At 68.9% G+C, this 16,057-nt stretch carries 15 protein-coding genes; 8 read left to right on the top strand and 7 right to left on the bottom strand.

From position 1 onward, the window contains the following. Positions 1-5: 5 nt before the first annotated feature. On the top strand, positions 6-992 hold the full coding sequence (locus tag JRI60_RS40740; protein ID WP_204221402.1) for a type II 3-dehydroquinate dehydratase: 987 nt from the start codon (positions 6-8) through the stop codon (positions 990-992). Positions 993-1,002: 10 nt separating this feature from the next. Further along, entirely contained in the window at positions 1,003-2,322 is a 1,320-nt protein-coding gene (rsmB, locus tag JRI60_RS40735) for a 16S rRNA (cytosine(967)-C(5))-methyltransferase RsmB (protein ID WP_204221401.1), read from the top strand. A 15-nt stretch (positions 2,323-2,337) separates the two neighbouring features. Here the strand turns inward: rsmB and JRI60_RS40730 are convergent, their stop codons facing one another. Beyond that, a complete protein-coding gene (locus tag JRI60_RS40730) occupies positions 2,338-4,545 on the bottom strand; it encodes a PAS domain-containing sensor histidine kinase (RefSeq protein WP_239470017.1) in 2,208 nt (735 codons plus the stop codon). A 63-nt stretch (positions 4,546-4,608) separates the two neighbouring features. Beyond that, complete coding sequence (locus JRI60_RS40725) at positions 4,609-5,439, bottom strand: protein kinase domain-containing protein (RefSeq protein WP_204221399.1); 831 nt, start codon at positions 5,437-5,439, stop codon at positions 4,609-4,611. Between the two features lie 214 nt (positions 5,440-5,653). On the opposite strand from JRI60_RS40725, the gene JRI60_RS40720 reads away from it, so the two are divergent. Next, positions 5,654-6,250, top strand: a complete 597-nt coding sequence (locus JRI60_RS40720) for a TIGR02265 family protein (RefSeq protein WP_204221398.1) — start codon at positions 5,654-5,656, stop codon at positions 6,248-6,250. 97 nt (positions 6,251-6,347) lie between these two features. Further along, the gene (locus JRI60_RS40715) at positions 6,348-7,109 is read left to right on the top strand and encodes an alpha/beta fold hydrolase (protein ID WP_204221397.1); all 762 of its coding nucleotides are present in this window, start codon (positions 6,348-6,350) and stop codon (positions 7,107-7,109) included. Here JRI60_RS40715 and JRI60_RS40710 read toward each other — a convergent pair. Together JRI60_RS40710 and JRI60_RS40705 are read right to left on the bottom strand one after the other, a co-directional pair. Next, on the bottom strand, positions 7,106-8,005 hold the full coding sequence (locus tag JRI60_RS40710; RefSeq protein ID WP_204221396.1) for a LysR family transcriptional regulator: 900 nt from the start codon (positions 8,003-8,005) through the stop codon (positions 7,106-7,108). The genes JRI60_RS40715 and JRI60_RS40710 overlap by 4 nt on opposite strands. A gap of 133 nt (positions 8,006-8,138) precedes the next feature. Beyond that, entirely contained in the window at positions 8,139-8,432 is a 294-nt protein-coding gene (locus JRI60_RS40705) for a hypothetical protein (RefSeq protein WP_204221395.1), read from the bottom strand. A 59-nt stretch (positions 8,433-8,491) separates the two neighbouring features. Between JRI60_RS40705 and JRI60_RS40700 the strand changes: the two genes are divergently transcribed. Then, positions 8,492-9,604, top strand: a complete 1,113-nt coding sequence (locus JRI60_RS40700; protein WP_204221394.1) for an MJ1255/VC2487 family glycosyltransferase — start codon at positions 8,492-8,494, stop codon at positions 9,602-9,604. A gap of 9 nt (positions 9,605-9,613) precedes the next feature. Here the strand turns inward: JRI60_RS40700 and JRI60_RS40695 are convergent, their stop codons facing one another. From JRI60_RS40695 to JRI60_RS40685, 3 genes are all read right to left on the bottom strand, one after another. After that, positions 9,614-10,345: a class I SAM-dependent methyltransferase gene (locus JRI60_RS40695; protein ID WP_204221393.1), complete on the bottom strand. Its 732-nt coding sequence runs from the start codon at positions 10,343-10,345 to the stop codon at positions 9,614-9,616. A gap of 219 nt (positions 10,346-10,564) precedes the next feature. Further along, entirely contained in the window at positions 10,565-11,605 is a 1,041-nt protein-coding gene (locus JRI60_RS40690) for an SDR family NAD(P)-dependent oxidoreductase (protein WP_204221392.1), read from the bottom strand. A gap of 22 nt (positions 11,606-11,627) precedes the next feature. After that, positions 11,628-12,164 (bottom strand): TlpA disulfide reductase family protein, encoded by a 537-nt coding sequence (locus JRI60_RS40685; protein ID WP_204221391.1) that lies wholly within the window; start codon positions 12,162-12,164, stop codon positions 11,628-11,630. 255 nt (positions 12,165-12,419) lie between these two features. Here JRI60_RS40685 and JRI60_RS40680 point away from each other — a divergent pair, with 255 nt between their 5' ends. The 3 genes from JRI60_RS40680 to JRI60_RS40670 all read left to right on the top strand — a co-directional run bounded on the left by JRI60_RS40680 (position 12,420) and on the right by JRI60_RS40670 (position 16,046). Continuing rightward, positions 12,420-13,304 carry a hypothetical protein gene (locus tag JRI60_RS40680; protein ID WP_204221390.1) on the top strand — a complete coding sequence of 295 codons (885 nt, stop codon included), beginning with the start codon at positions 12,420-12,422 and terminating at the stop codon, positions 13,302-13,304. A gap of 138 nt (positions 13,305-13,442) precedes the next feature. After that, positions 13,443-14,633 (top strand): choice-of-anchor X domain-containing protein, encoded by a 1,191-nt coding sequence (locus tag JRI60_RS40675; RefSeq protein ID WP_430384345.1) that lies wholly within the window; start codon positions 13,443-13,445, stop codon positions 14,631-14,633. A gap of 225 nt (positions 14,634-14,858) precedes the next feature. Further along, positions 14,859-16,046 (top strand): MBL fold metallo-hydrolase, encoded by a 1,188-nt coding sequence (locus tag JRI60_RS40670; RefSeq protein WP_204221388.1) that lies wholly within the window; start codon positions 14,859-14,861, stop codon positions 16,044-16,046. Positions 16,047-16,057 lie beyond the last annotated feature (11 nt).

Raw genomic sequence — 16,057 nt, 5'->3', positions numbered from 1 at the left:
GGAACATGGGCAAGAGGCTGTTGGTGCTGCACGGACCGAACCTGAACCTGCTGGGCGAGCGGGAAGGCCGGCAGGGTGGAAGGCTCGCGGATCTCGATGCGGCGCTGAATGCCCGGGCCACGGAGCTGGGGCTGGAGCTGAAGGTGGTGCAGTCCAATCACGAAGGCGTCCTCCTCGACACCCTGCATGCCGAGCGCTCCCGGTTGGACGGCGTGGTGGTGAGCCCCGCTGGCCTCTTCGGCTCCTACCCCCTCATGGAGGCGCTGGAGGCGGTAGGCGTGCCCGCCATCGAGGTCTACCTGGAGCGGCTCGGTGAGCGGGAGTCCGTGGTGGCCGAGGCCTGTGCCGCCACCATCGAGGGCCAGGGCTTCCAGTCGTACCTCGAGGCGCTCGAGCGCTTCGCGAACGGCGACCTCACCGGCGAGCTGACGGAGTCGGACGAGGAGGAGGCCGACCTGGAGGCCTCCGAGGACGAGGAGGCGGAGGACGAAGAGGCCGAGGAGTCCTCGGGGCCGGTGAAGACGCTCGGCCGTCGGCGGCAGGAGACGCCTCCGGAGAAGGCCCTGGCCGTGTCTCCGTCGAGGGCCCTGGCCCGCGCGGCCGATGCACCGGCGAAGGCGCTGGCGCGCGCTCCGGGCGGGGCCACCAAGACGTTGGGCCGCAAGGTGGAAGCGCCAGCGGAGCCCGCCTCGCCGCGCAAGACGCTGGGCCGCAAGGTGAAGGGCGCGCAGGGCACGCCCGCGGCGGATTTCCTCTCCCGGGCGCTGGTGCGCCAGAAGATCGCCGACCGGCTCGCGGGACGGATGACGCCCTCGGAGCTGGCCACCTGGGCTCGCGCGAAGTGGACCGAGGTGCAGCTCGGGGCCGCCGCCGAGAGCGGCTACCGGGACATGTTGGAGGATTGCCTGCAGCGCCTCACGCTCTCCACCATGCCCGTGAGCAAGCTGTCGGACTCGGAGTTGGTGGACATGATGACCCGGTTGGAAGGGTAGGAAGAGAAGGATGAACGCGCGCGCCATCGCCATCCAGGTCCTGAGCCGCGTCCGGGCCACGGATGCGTACCTCAACGTCGTGCTCGACACGGTGCTCTCGGAGTCGCCGCCAGCGGATCCCCGCGACACGGGGCTCATCACCGAGCTGACCTACGGCTCCACCCGACGCCAGCTCGCGTTGGACTACGCCATCACCCGCTTCGCGGACCGCAAGCTGGACGCGCTGGAGGACAAGGTGCTCGCCGCGTTGCGCGTGGGGGCCTACCAGCTCTTCTACACGCGCGTGCCAGCGCGCGCGGCGGTGGCGGAGACGGTGCAGGCGCTCAAGGACGTGGGGCTGGTGCGCGCGGCGGGCTTCGTCAACGCCATCCTGCGCAAGCTGTCCTCCCTGCCCTCGCAGCCGCTGCCCCCGGAGAGCGATGCCCTCGAGTACCTGTCCGTGCGCGAGAGCCACCCGCGGTGGCTGGTGGAGCGTTGGGTGCGCCAGTTCGGCCGCGAGCGCGCCGAGGCGATGCTCGCCGCCAACAACCAGACACCCGCGGTGGTGATTCGCGCGAACACCTCGAAGGTGACGCGCGACGCGCTGCTGGAGCAGTTGCGGGAGACGGGGCTGGAGGTGAGGCCCACGGCGGTGTCTCCGGTGGGCATCGTGATGCCTCCGGTGGGGCGGTTGGAGGACGTGTACGGCTACGCCGAGGGCCTGTGGCAGGTGCAGGACGAGGCGGCGCAACTGGTGGGCGTGTATGGCGACATCCCGGAGACGGCGCGGGTGTTGGATGCCTGCGCGGCGCCGGGCGGCAAGGCGTGCCATCTGGCCGAGAAGCACGAGGTGGTGGCCGTGGACCTGCACGCCAACAAGCTGCGAAAGATCGAATCCGAGGCGAAGCGGCTGGGCCTGTCGGGGCGGCTGAAGGCCCAGGCGCACGATGCCTCGCAGCCCTTCCCGGAGGAGTGGGGCGAGTTCCACGCGCTGCTGGTGGACGCGCCGTGCTCGGGGCTGGGGACGCTGCGGCGGCACCCGGAGCTGCGCTACCGGCGCAAGCCGGAGGACATCGGCCGGCTGGCGGTGTTGCAGCGGCGCATCCTGGAGAACTGCCAGGAGTCGGTGCCCCCCGGAGGGCTGCTGGTGTACGCGGTGTGCACGTCGGAGCCGCAGGAGGGGCAGGACCAGGTGGAGATGTTCCTGCGCAGCCACCCGGAGTGGACGGCGGAGCCGCCGGTGCCGCACGAGTCGGTGAAGCTCCCGCTCACCCAGGCGTACCTGCGCACGCTGCCGGGCCCCGAGGGCTGGGACGGCTTCTTCGCCGCGCGCCTGCGCAAGCTGTATTGAGCGGTGGGGGCCGTTCTACTCCGTGGTCTTCGGCGGCATGACGGGGACCGTGAAGGAGAAGGTCGCCCACCGGCCAACCTCGCTCTCGACCCAGAGCCGGCCCCCGTGTGCCTCGACGAGCCCCTTCGCGATGGCGAGCCCGATGCCCCGTCCTCTCCGGTCCGCGGGGTCCGCCTGCCAGAAACGATCGAAGATGTGCCGCCGTTGTTCCTCGGAAATTCCCGCGCCGGTGTTCGTGACGGAGAAGAGCACCTCGTCACCCCGTGCGACGGCCCGGACCGACACATGTCCGCCAGCAGGGGTGAACTTCAACGCGTTTCCGACGAGGTTGGAGAGTACCTGGAGGATGCGGTCATGGTCCGCGGAGACCGGCGGCAGACCAGGGCCCACCTCTGCCACCAGCAGGAGCTGTTTGTCTTCCGCTTGCAATTGCTGTGACTCGACCGCCTCGTGGACGAGCGCCGAGGGCTCGACCGTGCTCAGCTGAACGGAGAGCCGTCCTTCCTCGATGCTCACGATGTCGAGCAGATCCTCGATGAGCGTTCGCATGGTGCGGCTGGAGCGCAGGATGCGCTCGACGATGCCGTGAATCCACTCGCCGCCGCCCTCCTTCCTCACCCGGTTGGAGAGCTGCTTCGCGGCGAGATCAATGGCTTGCAGCGGGCTTCTCAGGTCATGGGAGACCACGCCGAGCATCTCATCCCGTGCCCGTACCGCGTGGCGCAGCGCCGCCTCGACCTCCAGCAAGTCCGTGACGTCCTCATTGACGACGATCGCCCCGGTGAATTTCCGGTGCTCGTCGTACAGCGGCAGCGCCGAGTTGATGACCGTCTTGTACGTGCCGTCGAAGCACTGGATGCGGATCAGCTCGCCGAGGGAGGTCTCGCCCTTCGTCAGTGCACGCGCCAACGCCCACTCCTCCGGGGCGATCGGCTTGCCCGTGTCGGCCCACCAGGCCTTGTACTCGCCGAACTCGGACACTCCGACGTAGCGGGCGCCGGCCCAGATGAGCTGCCCGGCGGGGTTCGTGCGCACGATGCGCCCCGTCTGGTCCGCGATCCACACGCCCACGGGGAGCAGCTCGAAGATGCCGTTCAAGAGACGTTCGTTGGCTCGGATGACCTCTTCGGTCCGCATCCGTTCGCTCATGTCCTGGAATACGCCCACGCCTCCGATGATCTCTCCGTTGGTGTCTCGAATGGGCGCGGCGCTTCCGAGGATGGGGAGCCGCGAGCCGTTCGTGTGCTCGACGAGGTATTCGACGCCGACGAGCGTCTCTCCCGTCCGAAGGACCCGGCTCGAGGCGAGCTGATCCGGCGGAACGGGCGTCCCGTCGGGAAAGAAGACGCGGCTGCGGTACTGTACGCTTCCCCCCTCGGGAGAGAGCTTCAGGCCGAAGAGCTCCTCGGTCCGGGCGTTGAAGGAGATCCGGCCACCGGGCTCGAAGAGGATCACCCCCAGCGGGACGGTGTCGAGCACCGCCTGGAGCCAGCGCCGCTTCGCTTCGAGCTCGCCGAGGAGGCGCTCACGCTCTTCCTGGGCGCGCTTGCGCTCGGACACTTCCCGGACGAACGCGAGCCACCGCTTGTCGGACAGCATCCGGGTGCTCACTTCGATGGTGGCCAGGCTGCCGTCCCCGCGTCTGATCTTCCACTCACCGACGTCGACCTTCCCGGCGAGGAGCTTCTCCCGGACCTCGGACAAGCGCGCCACCTCCTCCGGCACGACGAGATCCGCGACGGTCATCGAAAGCAGCTCCTCGCGTGTCCGGCCGAGCATCTCGCAGAGCTTCGGGTTGACCGCGAGGTAGCGTCCCTCCGGGTCCGCGAGCGTGATGCCGTCGGACGCTTCCTCGAAGAGGATCCGCAGCTCTTCCTCCTGCTTCCGGCCGCTGATGTCGAGTCCGATGGCGAGGGTCTCCTCGACATGGCCCTCCGTGGTGATGCGCGGCGTCGTGGCCCAGTCGACCCAGCGCACCGTCCCCTCGCGCGTCGGGAGTGGACCCTCGAACCGGCGAGGAGCAGGCGGGGCGACGCCCTCGCATCCTGGATGGGCTCCCGCTGGAGCCAGGCCTCCTGGCCCGAGGTCCGCGAGTCTCCGTCCACGAACCTCGTCGAGTGTCCAACCCGTGGCCTCCTCGCAGGCTCGGTTCCAGGAGAGGATCTGTCCCGTGGGGTCCAGGCTCAAAACGAGTACGCCATGGATTGACTGAGGATCGAGCATGGCCCCCCGGCACGTCGTACGCTCGCGTCCGGCGCTGTCTCCTCAACAGGCGGCGATTCAGTCCTATTTGTCGAGCTCGCGCTCGTAGTTGGGTGGCGGTGGAGGTGGGAGATCCGGCAAGGACTTCAGCACGGGCCGCAACGCTCGCAGCGCCTCGATGACGCAGCCGAACCGGCTGCCGGGAGCCGCCTCCGTGGCTCGCTCCACCCAGGGCTCCCAGCGTCCCTTCCACGCTCCGTCCCGCCGGGTGGCCAGCATGTCCCTCACGATGAGGCCGAAGGAGAAGACGTCGGCGGAGGCTGGCAGGGCACTGGGGTGCCCCGACTCGGGGGCCACGTAGTCCGCTCCCATCTGGGGCGGCTTCAACCAGTCGTGTCCGCTCTCCCTCCGGAAGGACTCCAGTCCCAGGTCGAGCAGGGACAGCCGCATGCCTCGGGGCGAGGGGGCGACGAACAGCCGTGAAGGCCGCAACCGTCCATGGACGACGCCCGCGGCATGGGCGGCGGCGAGGGCTCCCGCCAGCTGCTCCGCCAGGGATTGGAGGATGGGGAGGTCGAGCCCCACCGGGTGGAGCCCTCCCAGTGCCGAGGGCAGCGACTCCCCGTTCCGCCACTCGCGCACCAGCCAGAGCGCCTCGCGGGCCGTGTCGAACCCGACGTCCTCCACCGGCGGGAAGGTGGGCATCCCCAACCGGTCGCCCGTCCGCACGGCCTGAGCGAAGCGCTCCAGCTCGATGGGCGCTGGAGCCCTCAGCGCACGCCACAGGGTGAGCCGCCGGGCTGCCCCTCCGCCGGTTGGCTCGACCCGGAACTCCGAGCCGGGCTCGTCGCCAAGGGCCAGACGGATGATGCGCCACTTCCCTCCGATGACGTCACCTGTCGTCAGCGCGCTCATGGCACTGGAGTGTAGACGGGTTGACCGCGCATGCCCCGGGGGGGCCTCCCGTGTGACGTCCATCCTCCAACATGAGGCGGATACCCGGGGTCCACGGGTTTCGAGCGAATTACCCGGAGACTCCCGCCGGTTGGCACGCAGCGTGTCTTGACCCGCTGGTGGTGAGTCGCACAATGACAGTTCCCGAGGAGCGGGGCTGAGCGGGGGCACTCTCGTGCGAGAAGTGGCGGAGACGGGCTCACAGCAGGAGTTGGAGCAACGGCTGGCCCTGGCCGGGCCCGGGGACACCCTGCACGGTTTCTTCTTCAACGGCGCGTTGAAGGTGGTGCGAGGCCTGGGGGACGCGGTGGTGTTGAGCCAGTGCATCCAGGCCGCTGGAGGCGACAGGTTCAGGGCCTTCTTCTCCTACCCCGTCAGCTCGTTGAATCGGTTGCTCTACGCCGCGGCATGGGCCCTGGACGAGAAGCACGGAGGCTTCGACGCGGCGATGCGGCACCTGGGCACCCAGGTGGTGTCGGACTACCTGGAGTCCTCGGCGGGGCGGGTGTTGGTGAAGCTGGCCGGACGCGGGCCGAAGCAGCTGCTCCACAGTCTCCCCTCGGTCTACCGGACGTCGGTGCAGCACGGCGGGTGCTCGGTGCGGTGGAGCGGCTCGAACGCGTGCGCCCTCGTGCTCGAGGGCAACACCCTCCCCATGGAGTACGTCGAGGGCGCGACGCGGGGCCTCTTCGACTCCCTGCGGATGGCGAACGTGAAGGTGTCCGGGAAGCGGGTGAGCCTGAGCCACTCGGAGATGGAGCTCTCCTGGTAGGCGCTGACGGCCGCCCGGCCGCTCTCCAGGGAGGCGTGCGCGGGCGGGCAGAAGCGGCGCGCGGGCGGTGTTCGGAGCGCGTTTCGCGAGGAGTCACATGCGTCGAGTGGTCGAGCTGACGGAGTTGGGTCGAGGCATGGGTCCCCGGGTGCTGATGCTGCCCGGGTTGGGAGCACGGGGCGCGGGCTTCCAGGCGCTCGCCGAGCGGCTGGCGGAGGTGGCCCGGCCCGTTCTCGTCGAGTACCCGGAAGGACGTCTCGCGGCCCGTGGCGCGGGGGCGCTCGCCCGCCAGGTGCTCATGGCGGCCGGCGAGGCGGACGCGGTGGTGGCCAGCTCCTTCGGAGGCATGGTGGCCGGGCATCTGGCCGCGGCCGGCGCCGTGCGGGGGGTGGCCTTCCTCGGCTCCTTCACCCGGCCCGAGCACCTGGGGCTGCGCGGCAACGTCATCGCCCTGATGGGGCCCATCGCCGTCCTGGGACGCCCCGGGCCCTTCACGGCGGCCCTGGCCGCGTGGAAGCGCATTCCGACGGCGCGGGTGCCCGAGGTGGTACCCACCACCTCCCTGGAGCGGATGACCACGCTCCACCGCGCCTTCGCCATCCGCGGCGAGCCGCCTCCGCCGGAGCTGCGCGGGCTGCCCGTCTCCTGCCTGTGCATCCAGGGAGACCGCGACGTGCTGGTGCCCGCGTCCACGATGGAGCGGCTCGCGGCCTCGCTGCCTCCGGGCACGCCCCGGCACCTGCTGCGCGGGGCGGGCCACGTGCCCTACTTCACGCACCCCGAGGAGTGCGCGCGGCTGCTGACGCCGTGGTTGGACGCGCTGGCGCCCTCCCACGGCGGCATCGAGACGGCCGCCTAACCCTCGTCGCCCGTGGCCTCGGCCAGCTTGAAGGCCTCGAGCACCGCGGCCGAGGCGCGGTCCAGGTACTTGCCCTTGCGGATGAGCAGGCCGATGGGCCGGGACACCGGACCCTCGGCGAAGGGCTTGGACGCCAGCGTGCCTTGCGCCACCTCGGCCGACACCGTGGACGAGGGGAGGATGGCCACGCCGATGCCCATCTCCACCGCGCGCTTGATGGTCTCGACGTTGTCGATCTCCATCACCGGGTTGAGGTCCAGGTTCTTCTCGCGGAAGAGCCGGTCCAGCGCCTTGCGCGTGGGGGCCTCGCGGTCGAAGGCGATGAAGGGCACGCCCGAGAGCGCCGTGAGGCTCACCTTCGCCTTGGTGGCGAACGGGTGGTTGGGCGAGCACACCACCGCCAGCTTGTCGTCGCGGAAGGGGTGGATGTCCACGCCCGCGCGCGGCTGCGGGTAGGCCACGATGCCAATCTCCGCCGCTCCCAGGATGACGTCGTCGTACACCTGGTCGTTGCGCCGGTAGTTCAGGCGCATGTTCACCTTGGGGTGCGTCTTCAGGAGCTGCTTCTGCACGTTGCGCAGCTCGTGCAGGCCCACCGAGTAGATGGTCGACACCGTCGTGGTGCCCGCCACCTCCGTGGACTGCTCGCGGATCTCGTTCTCCACCTCGGCGAAGCGGGCGAGGATCTCCTTGCATCCCCGGAACAGGCGCTCGCCCGCCGGCGTCGGCGTCACCTGGCGCGCGCTGCGCGACAAGAGCTTCTGCTCGTAGCGGTTCTCCAGCGCACGGATCTGCTGGCTCACCGCCGACTGCGTCACGTGGTTGAGCTGCGCGGCCCGCGAGAAGGAGCCCGTCTCCACCACGTCACAAAACATCTTCAAGGATTCAAGCTGCATAAGAGGGCGCCTCTCCTAACCGAAGCCTTATGTCGAGGCTAGAGCTAATTAGCCGGTCTACGCCACGTCGGCAAAACCACTAACCCGGCTCGCCTGTCCGGATGCTTGACGGAGGAGGGGAGAGCGGCCCTCGCTAGGCGTCCGGGCGCGTGCGCGAGCGCATCAGCACCACCACGGCCACCGCGAGCGCCAGCAGTGCCGCCCCCACGACACTCTGGGTGCGGCCGACCTCGATGGCCGTGTCCCGCATGAAGCCGCACTCCATCTCCGAGAGGTCGGCGCAGTCCGCCGGGGCCAGGCGCGTCCTCAATCCTTGGATCAGCAAGAAGAGTCCGCCCAGCATCATGCCGCCGCACAGCCCCAGCAGGGCCGCCCGGCTCACTCCGCCACGCGCCCCCTGGGTCTTGGGGTCCGTCCCTGGTTGCATGGGGGGCGACGCTACCGCCGCGTGGGCCAATGCGCCACATCCCGCGTATGCTCGCCCCCATGCGAATCCTCTACGGAGTCGTCGGCGAAGGCATGGGGCACGCCACCCGCTCCCGCGTGCTGCTCGAGGAGCTCATCAAGGAGCACGAGGTTCACATCGTGGTCTCCGGGCGCGCCAAGGAGTACCTGGCCAAGCGCTTCGAGAACGTGCACGGCATCTGGGGCTTCACCCTGGCCTACGAGGGCAACTCGGTGAAGAAGTGGCAGACGGTGCTCCAGAACGTCTCCGGGGCCGTCAAGGGCTGGCCGCACAACATCCGCCAGTACTTCGAGCTCGTGGAGGACTTCAAGCCGGACGTCGTGGTGAGCGACTTCGAGAGCTTCAGCTACCTCTTCGCCCGCAACCACCGCCTGCCCGTCGTCAGCGTGGACAACATGCAGATCATCAACCGCTGCAAGCATGATCCCGCGCTGCTCTCCGGCTGGGAGGACGCCTTCGAGGGCACGCGCGCCATCGTGAAGTCCAAGCTGCCCGGGTGCTTCCACTACCTCGTCACCACCTTCTTCTACCCGCCCGTCCGCAAGGAGCGCACCACGCTCCTGCCCTCCATCCTCCGGCCGGAGATCCTCTCCGCGAAGTCCGAGCCCGGCGAGCACCTGCTCGTCTACCAGACCTCCACCACCAACACCGCCCTGCCGGAGATCCTCAAGAAGAGCGGCATCCCCTGCCGTGTCTACGGCCTGCGCCGCGATATCACCGAGGACCTCCAGGACGGCAACCTCACCTACCGCCCCTTCAGCGAGAAGGGCTTCATCGACGACCTGCGCACCTCCCGCGCCGTCGTCGCCGGTGGCGGCTACACGCTCATGAGCGAGGCCGTCTACCTCCACAAGCCCATGCTCTCCCTGCCCGTCGGCGGCCAGTTCGAACAGGTCCTCAACGCCCTCTACCTGGAGAAGCTGGGCTACGGCATGTACGCGCCCGAGCTCACCCTCGACGGGCTCCGCGAGTTCCTCCAGCGCGTCCCCCGGTGTCAGGAAGCGCTGAAGGGTTACCAGCAGGACGGTAACGTGAAGATGATCGAGGCCCTGCGCGAGCAGCTCTCCCGCGCCGCCGAGTACAAGGGCCGCTGGTGGGAGGAGGTCGAGCAGGGCGACCCCTCCAAGGCGTGACCTGTCTCCCTACTTGCGGCAGCTCAGGGCGATGAGCAGCGGGTTCTCCTGGTACTCCCGCCAGAACGCCTCGCCGAACCTGGCGAGCGCCTCGGCGGGAATCTCGAAGGGATGCCAGGTGAGCTCCCGGAAGCCCGCCTCCGCCAGCACCGATTCGTAGGTGGCGGCGGGCCAGCGGAAGTACTCGATGGGCGCCGGGGGCTCCGTCAGGAACCTCGCCTGGCAGACGTGGCGCCCATTCTCGTATCGCTCGCTCAGGACCTCGAAGCCGTACTTCGCCCAGTTCGAACGGCTCAGGTCGAACTGCGGATCGATGGTGACGGCGATGAAGCGGCCTCCCGCCTCGAGGTTGGTATGCGCGCTCCGGCACATTCGCAACAGCTCGTCCCTCGTGCTCGCGTAGTTCAGCAGGTAGACGGCCGTCACCAGGTCGAAGCCGCCGAGCCGGGGCAGCGCCGCCGCGTCCGAGACGTGGTACTGGATTCCCTGGCGCTGCTCCTGCTCCTTGCCTCGCGCGAGCTGGACCATCTCCGGCGAGATGTCCACTCCCTCCACCCGCTCCGCTCCGTGCTCCTTCAACATCCGCGTGTAGTGGCCCGCTCCGCACGCAAGGTCCAGCACGCTCTTGCCTCGCAGATCCCCCACGAGCTTCAGGAAGGTGTGCCTCTCCGGGATCGGCAGCGGGGCCGTGTTCTTGAACTGCTCGTACTTGCTTCCCACGTTGTCGTACTGCTCCGCCATGTGCTCTCCCTCCGACTGGGTGCTCCCGCACGGGGGCACCTCTGGCGGGCGCAGTGTGCCCTGTCTTCTCATTTCGGGCGGTGGGTGACTCGGAGCGCTCCTGGTAGACCCTCACCCCAGCCCTCTCCCAGAGGGAGAGGGTGTTGACTCGGTGACAACCTGGGAGGCTCGATACCCTCACCCCGTCCCTCTCCCGGAGGGAGAGGGGTGTTTGTTTGTTTAGTGCAGCAGCTCCTCGTTGTTCTTCTGCGCGGCTCGCCTCGTCAGCTGCGTCACCCAGGAGCGGGTGAGGGGTGTTTCGCTGTCCCGGCCCCGGTGCCTGTCCGTGCTGCTGTCTTGCGGCATCATCCGGTTCACGTGCGCCAGGAACGCCGCCGTCAGGCCCGGTGCCAGTGTCCGTGCCAGCGCCGCTACCTTCGCCGGCATGCCGATCAGTGCTTCCGCGTCCCCTCGCCGGCACGCCTCGACGATCTTCCTCGCCGCACGCTCCGCGTTCATCGACATCCCCGGCAGTGAGTCTCCCAGCACGAACCACGCGTACTCCGCCTCGTGGTTGCCCTTGAAGAACGCGTTGGGCGGGCTTCCCGTCCTCATCAGCCCCGGGCACACCGTCGTCACCAGGATGCCGTCCTGCGCCAGCTCCGCCCTCAGCCCGTCCGACAGGCCCACCAGGGCGAACTTGCTCGCGCTGTAGGGCAGCAGGTGCGGGATGCTCACCTTCCCGCCAATCGACGAGATGTTCACGATCCGCCCCCAGCCCCGCCGCTTCATCTCCGGCAGCACCGCCAGCGTCGTGTAGAGCGGCGCCCAGAAGTGCACGTCCATCGCCTCGTCGAAGTCCTCCTCCGTCATCGACTCCAGCGGGCCTACCTGGATGGTGCCGGCGTTGTTCACCAGCACGTCCACCGCCCCGAAGCGCTCGTGCACCTGCGCCACCATCGCCTCCACCTGCACCCGGTCACTCACGTCGCAGGGGATCGCCAGCACCTCGCCCGCCCCGTCCTTCTCCAGCTCGTCGCGCGCCCGCGTCAGCTCCACCTCCTCCCGCGCGCTGAGGATGACTCGCGCTCCCTCCTTCAGGAACTGGCGGGCCAGCACCAGGCCCAATCCCCTCGAGCCGCCCGTCAACAGCACCGTTCGGCCCTCGAAGCTCACCTTCTCCCGCAGCAGCGCCCGGAGCCCCATCACCGCTCCCACTCCCGCGGCGGTCAGGGCTCCCAGCGACAGTCGGGAGGCCTCCTTCTTGTTCCGGCCTGCCATGTCGCTCCTCGCTGTTCTCTCTTCAGGGCGCGAACGCACCCGTGGTGGCCTCGGGTCCGGTGAGCCGCTCCAGCAGCCGTCTCAGCTCGAGGTTCGTCGCGTCCTCTCCCGTCACCCTCAAGCGCAGGATGCCGAAGGCGTCGTACACCAGGAACGTGGGCACATCCTCCACCCCGTACGCCCGCTCCATCGAGCCGTCATCCACCGCCACCGGGTGGCGGAAGCCCATCTTCTTCACGATGGCTTCGATGTCGTTGGTGTCCAGCGCGTGGCCCAGATCCTCTCCGTCCATGGGCACGTGCACGCCGACCACCTGCAGGCCCTTCGGGATGAACTCGTCCAGCAGCGTCTTGATCTTCGGCAGTTGCTCCTGGTTCGTCTTGCTGAGCTCGGACCAGAAGTACAGCAGCGTCGGCCGGCCACGCAGGTCGTGCACGTGCACGGGCGCATTGATCCAACCGCCTTCGGGATCCAACAGCGTCAAGGGAACGTCGAGCGAGGACATGGGCAGGGCCTCCTCCTGCAGCGGAATGGAGATGACGCGACTCAAGCTATGCATCCGCCTCACACATCCCTCCCCAGCCCCTCGCCCGCCCCCTCCCCACGCGGCGGGCGGGGCGTCGCCCTCCCCGTGTCTGGACGCCTGACACGCGGCGTCAAGGAATCCCCTTCTGACACGTTGTGTCAGGAGATTCTCGTTTGATGGGAATGGAAGGTTTTCAGTTTTTGAGAAGTTGGCAGTACAGTCGCCTCCGTCCGTCCGGCAGGCAGCCGGGCGGGCTCCCCCATGGAAGTTCGAGCAGGAGGCGTTCCCATGAAGAAGCTGTTCAGCACGGCCATCATCGCCGCTACCGCCCTGGTGGGCGCGGAGGCGTCGGCCACCAATTACTCGCTGTGGATCCACGGTCGTAACGGCGGCAGCACCCAGCGTGGCAACTACGCTGACTTCAGCTACTGGGGCTCGAGCACCACCGCGGCCGGCGTGAACAAGAAGGCCGTCAACTGGAACGGCACGCAGAAGATCTCCGTCGAGAACTTCCGCGTCCGCGACGCGCTCGACTGCTTCTGCACCGGCGCCAACTGGTGCTACATCGCCGCGCACAGCGCGGGCGATCTGCAGATCGGCTACGCCCTGTCCCTGTACGGCACCTCGGCGCGCTACAAGAAGAACGCCGTCCCCAACTCCAGCGGCGTGTGTGGCAACACCGACGGCACCACCCAGACGGGCTGGAACATCAAGTGGGTGGACGTGGCCTCGGGCGCCGGCGGCGGCAGCGAGCTGGCCGACCACGGTGACTGGGCCATGAGCGAGCCGCTCGTGAGCGACCTGGTCACCACCACGGCGCGCGCCATGTACAACCACAACACCACGACCGCGAAGTGGTTCTACCACTTCGCCGGTTCGAAGGGCACGGCCTACTCCGGCATCCTCCCCGGCCAGGACGACGAGGCCGTGGCCTATCACTCCACGGGGGGGGTCTCCGGCTCCTCCGGCGGCTCCTACTGCAACCCCGGTGACCTGTTCTGCGGCGGCACGCTGAACACGGGCACCAGCGCGTGCAGCGACGGCCGGGCCAAGTGGTCCTACCACACGGTGGAGCTGCGCGATGATGGCGAGGCCTACAACCACTACTCCAACGGCACCTGGGGCGGCATCGTCGGGCCCGTGCGCGCCGACATGGCCACCTACGCCTACTGAGCCGCTTCTGGCAGCATTGGACGTATCCCCATGACTCCGAATGGCAGCCCCTCCGTCACTCCTCCCCGGTCCGAGCGTCCCCCGCGCCGTGGCCGGTGGCTCCTCCTGCTCGTTCCTCTCGTGTTGGGAGTTGGAGGGGTGCTGCTATCCGTGGGGCTCATCCGGCCGGGGGCGGTGGAGACATCCGCGCCCGGTCAGGAGCCGCTCCCGTCGGCTCCCGAGCCGGCCGGGCCGCCCCCTCGCGGGTCCGCGCGGCCCGCTTCACCGGCCCCCGTGGCCCAGACGTCCCTCTCGCCCGAGGAGGCCGAGCGCGAGGCCCAGCGGCAGCTCTGGGAGAAGCGGCTGGAGCGGGCGCGCTTCACGCTCGAGTCCTATCGCCAGGCCACGCGCTATCCGCACGAGTCGCGGCCCATCCAGGAGCACCCGGATCAGATCTACCCAGCCTCGCCCGAGCGCAAGCAGCCCCTGGGCAAGGAGCAGCGGGACATCTCGCTGAAGCTCAAGCAGGAGAAGGTCTTCGTCGTGGGCGACGAGGTGGTGCGCTTCTTCGTGGGTTGCGAGAACGCTCACACCGGCGATCCCCTGCCGTGCGAGGTGCACTCGGCCCTCGCCCACGAGGCGCCGCACATGGTGGCGGCCGAGAAGGTCAGCTCGGTGCCGCTGGACTTCAACGACTCCGGGCGCAACGGCGACGAGGTGGCCGGCGATGGCACGTGGACGGGGAGCTTCCAGCCGGCCCGCCAGGGCTTCGCCATGTTCGAGGGCACGCTGCGCGTCGAGTTCCGCGTGCGCGGCGGCAACGGTGCCGAGGGCGGTGCCTTCTTCGACATCCAGTTCACCCCGGCGCCTCCCGCCACCTTCACCGGCAAGGTGCGCGAGGTGGTGGAGAACGGTTCCCTGCAGCTCTATGTCGGCCTCCAGGTCCGCAAGCCGGGCCGCTACGTGATGGCGGGGCGGGTGGATGACGAGGCGGGCATTCCCTTCGCTTATGTGTCCTTCAACGAGGAGTTGGAGGCCGGGGCGCGCGAGGTGAAGCTCACCGTCTTCGGCAAGCTCATCCGCGATGCCGCTCCCGCCTTCCCCCTCAAGCTGCGGGACGTGGAGGGCTTCCTCCTGCGGGAGCAGGGAGATCCGGATCGCTCGCTGGTGAAGGCGCTCGCCGGCTACGTGCACGCCACCCAGGAGTACACCCCGGACAGATTCTCTCCGGACGAGTGGACGAGCGAGGAGCGCCAGCGCTACCTGGACGAGTACTCCAAGGACGTGAACGAGGCCCAGGAGCAGGTGGACGAGCTGGGCGGAGGGAAGGGTCCCGTTCGGGCTCCCTGAAAGCGGGACTCATGGAACGGGTGGTTTCGCTTCATGTCGGGGAGCGCATGATTTGCGGCCCGGTGCGAGGCCGCGCAGCGGTTGCGTCCGCGGGTGGGCGAAGACCCTGGATTTTGGGGTGATTGCGAGGGGCGGAGGGGCTGAAGGGTTCGGCCCATGCCTTGCTATGGGCTGAGGTGTTCCCGCCCCTCCCCCAGGGGCCCCACCCCAGCACCGAGTGCTCGTATGAGCAGCAGCCAGGCCTTTCCGAACCGAAACACGCCCCCGAGCAACGTTCGTCCCTCCGACAGCCAGGCGAATGACCTGAGGCTCGTCCCCGTGGAGATCGCCCCCGATACCTTCTGGGTGGGCAAGCGCGAGCCGGGCAACATCTTCTACGCCAACCCGTACCTGCGCCGCTTCCGGGGCACGGACCCCAAGACGGGTCGGCCCAACGAGTTCAACCTGCTCATCGACCCGGGCTCGAGCAGTGACTTCGCCCAGGTGTCCACCAAGGTGACGTCGCTCATCGGTGGGCTGGACAGGCTGAGCGCCGTCTTCATCAACCACCAGGACCCGGACGTGGGCTCGTCGGCGAGCATCATCTCGGCGCGCTACGCGCCCAAGGCCGGCATCCTCTGCTCCGAGGACACCTGGCGGCTCATCGTCCACCAGAACCTGCCGCGCGGGCGCTTCATCGCCACGGAGAAGTTCAGCCACGGGCTCAACGTGCCCACCGGCCACCGGTTGCTGCCGGTGCCCTCGCCCTTCTGCCACTTCCGCGGCGCGGTGATGCTCTACGATCCGGAGACGCGCGTGCTCTTCACGGGCGACCTGTTCGGCGGCGTCACGGACGTCAATGCGCAGGGCCTGTGGGCGGATGAGTCCGACTGGAATGGCATCCGCGCCTTCCATCAAATCTACATGCCGGTGAACCTGGCGCTGCAGCGCGTGGTGGCCACCATCCGCCAGCTGGAGCCGGCGGTGGAGATCATCGCGCCGCAGCACGGGCGCCTCATCCGCGGGCCGCTCATCCAGACGTTCATGGACCGGATGGAGAAGCTGCCGGTGGGCCTGGACATCATGGACGAGGCCCAGGACCGCTCGCACCTGCAGGCGTGGAACGCGGTGCTGGAGCGGGTGCTGACGCTGGCGCGTGGCTACCTGGGTGGCTCGGTGGACGAGAAGCTGCTGGGCAGCACGGAGCTGGCGGAGACGGCCCGGATGCAGAACGGCCAGGTGTCCATCCAGCGGCTGGGGCGGTGGACGGTGGAGCACGTGGTGGCGCTGCTGTGCCACGGCGAGCCGCCGGAGATCTCCGGCCCCATCATGATGGAGGCCACCACGGCCGCGGCCGAGTACAACCTGCCCACGCCGCACCTGGACATCGAGGGCAATGGCGTGGCCTCGAACGTGTCGCTGCTCGTCGGCTGACGCCATGGGAG

Source organism: Archangium violaceum, assembly GCF_016887565.1.
In the GTDB taxonomy this organism is placed as follows: domain Bacteria; phylum Myxococcota; class Myxococcia; order Myxococcales; family Myxococcaceae; genus Archangium; species Archangium violaceum_B.
Note: the sequence above shows the minus strand (reverse complement) of the source record. Positions and strands in the feature narration are given on the sequence as shown.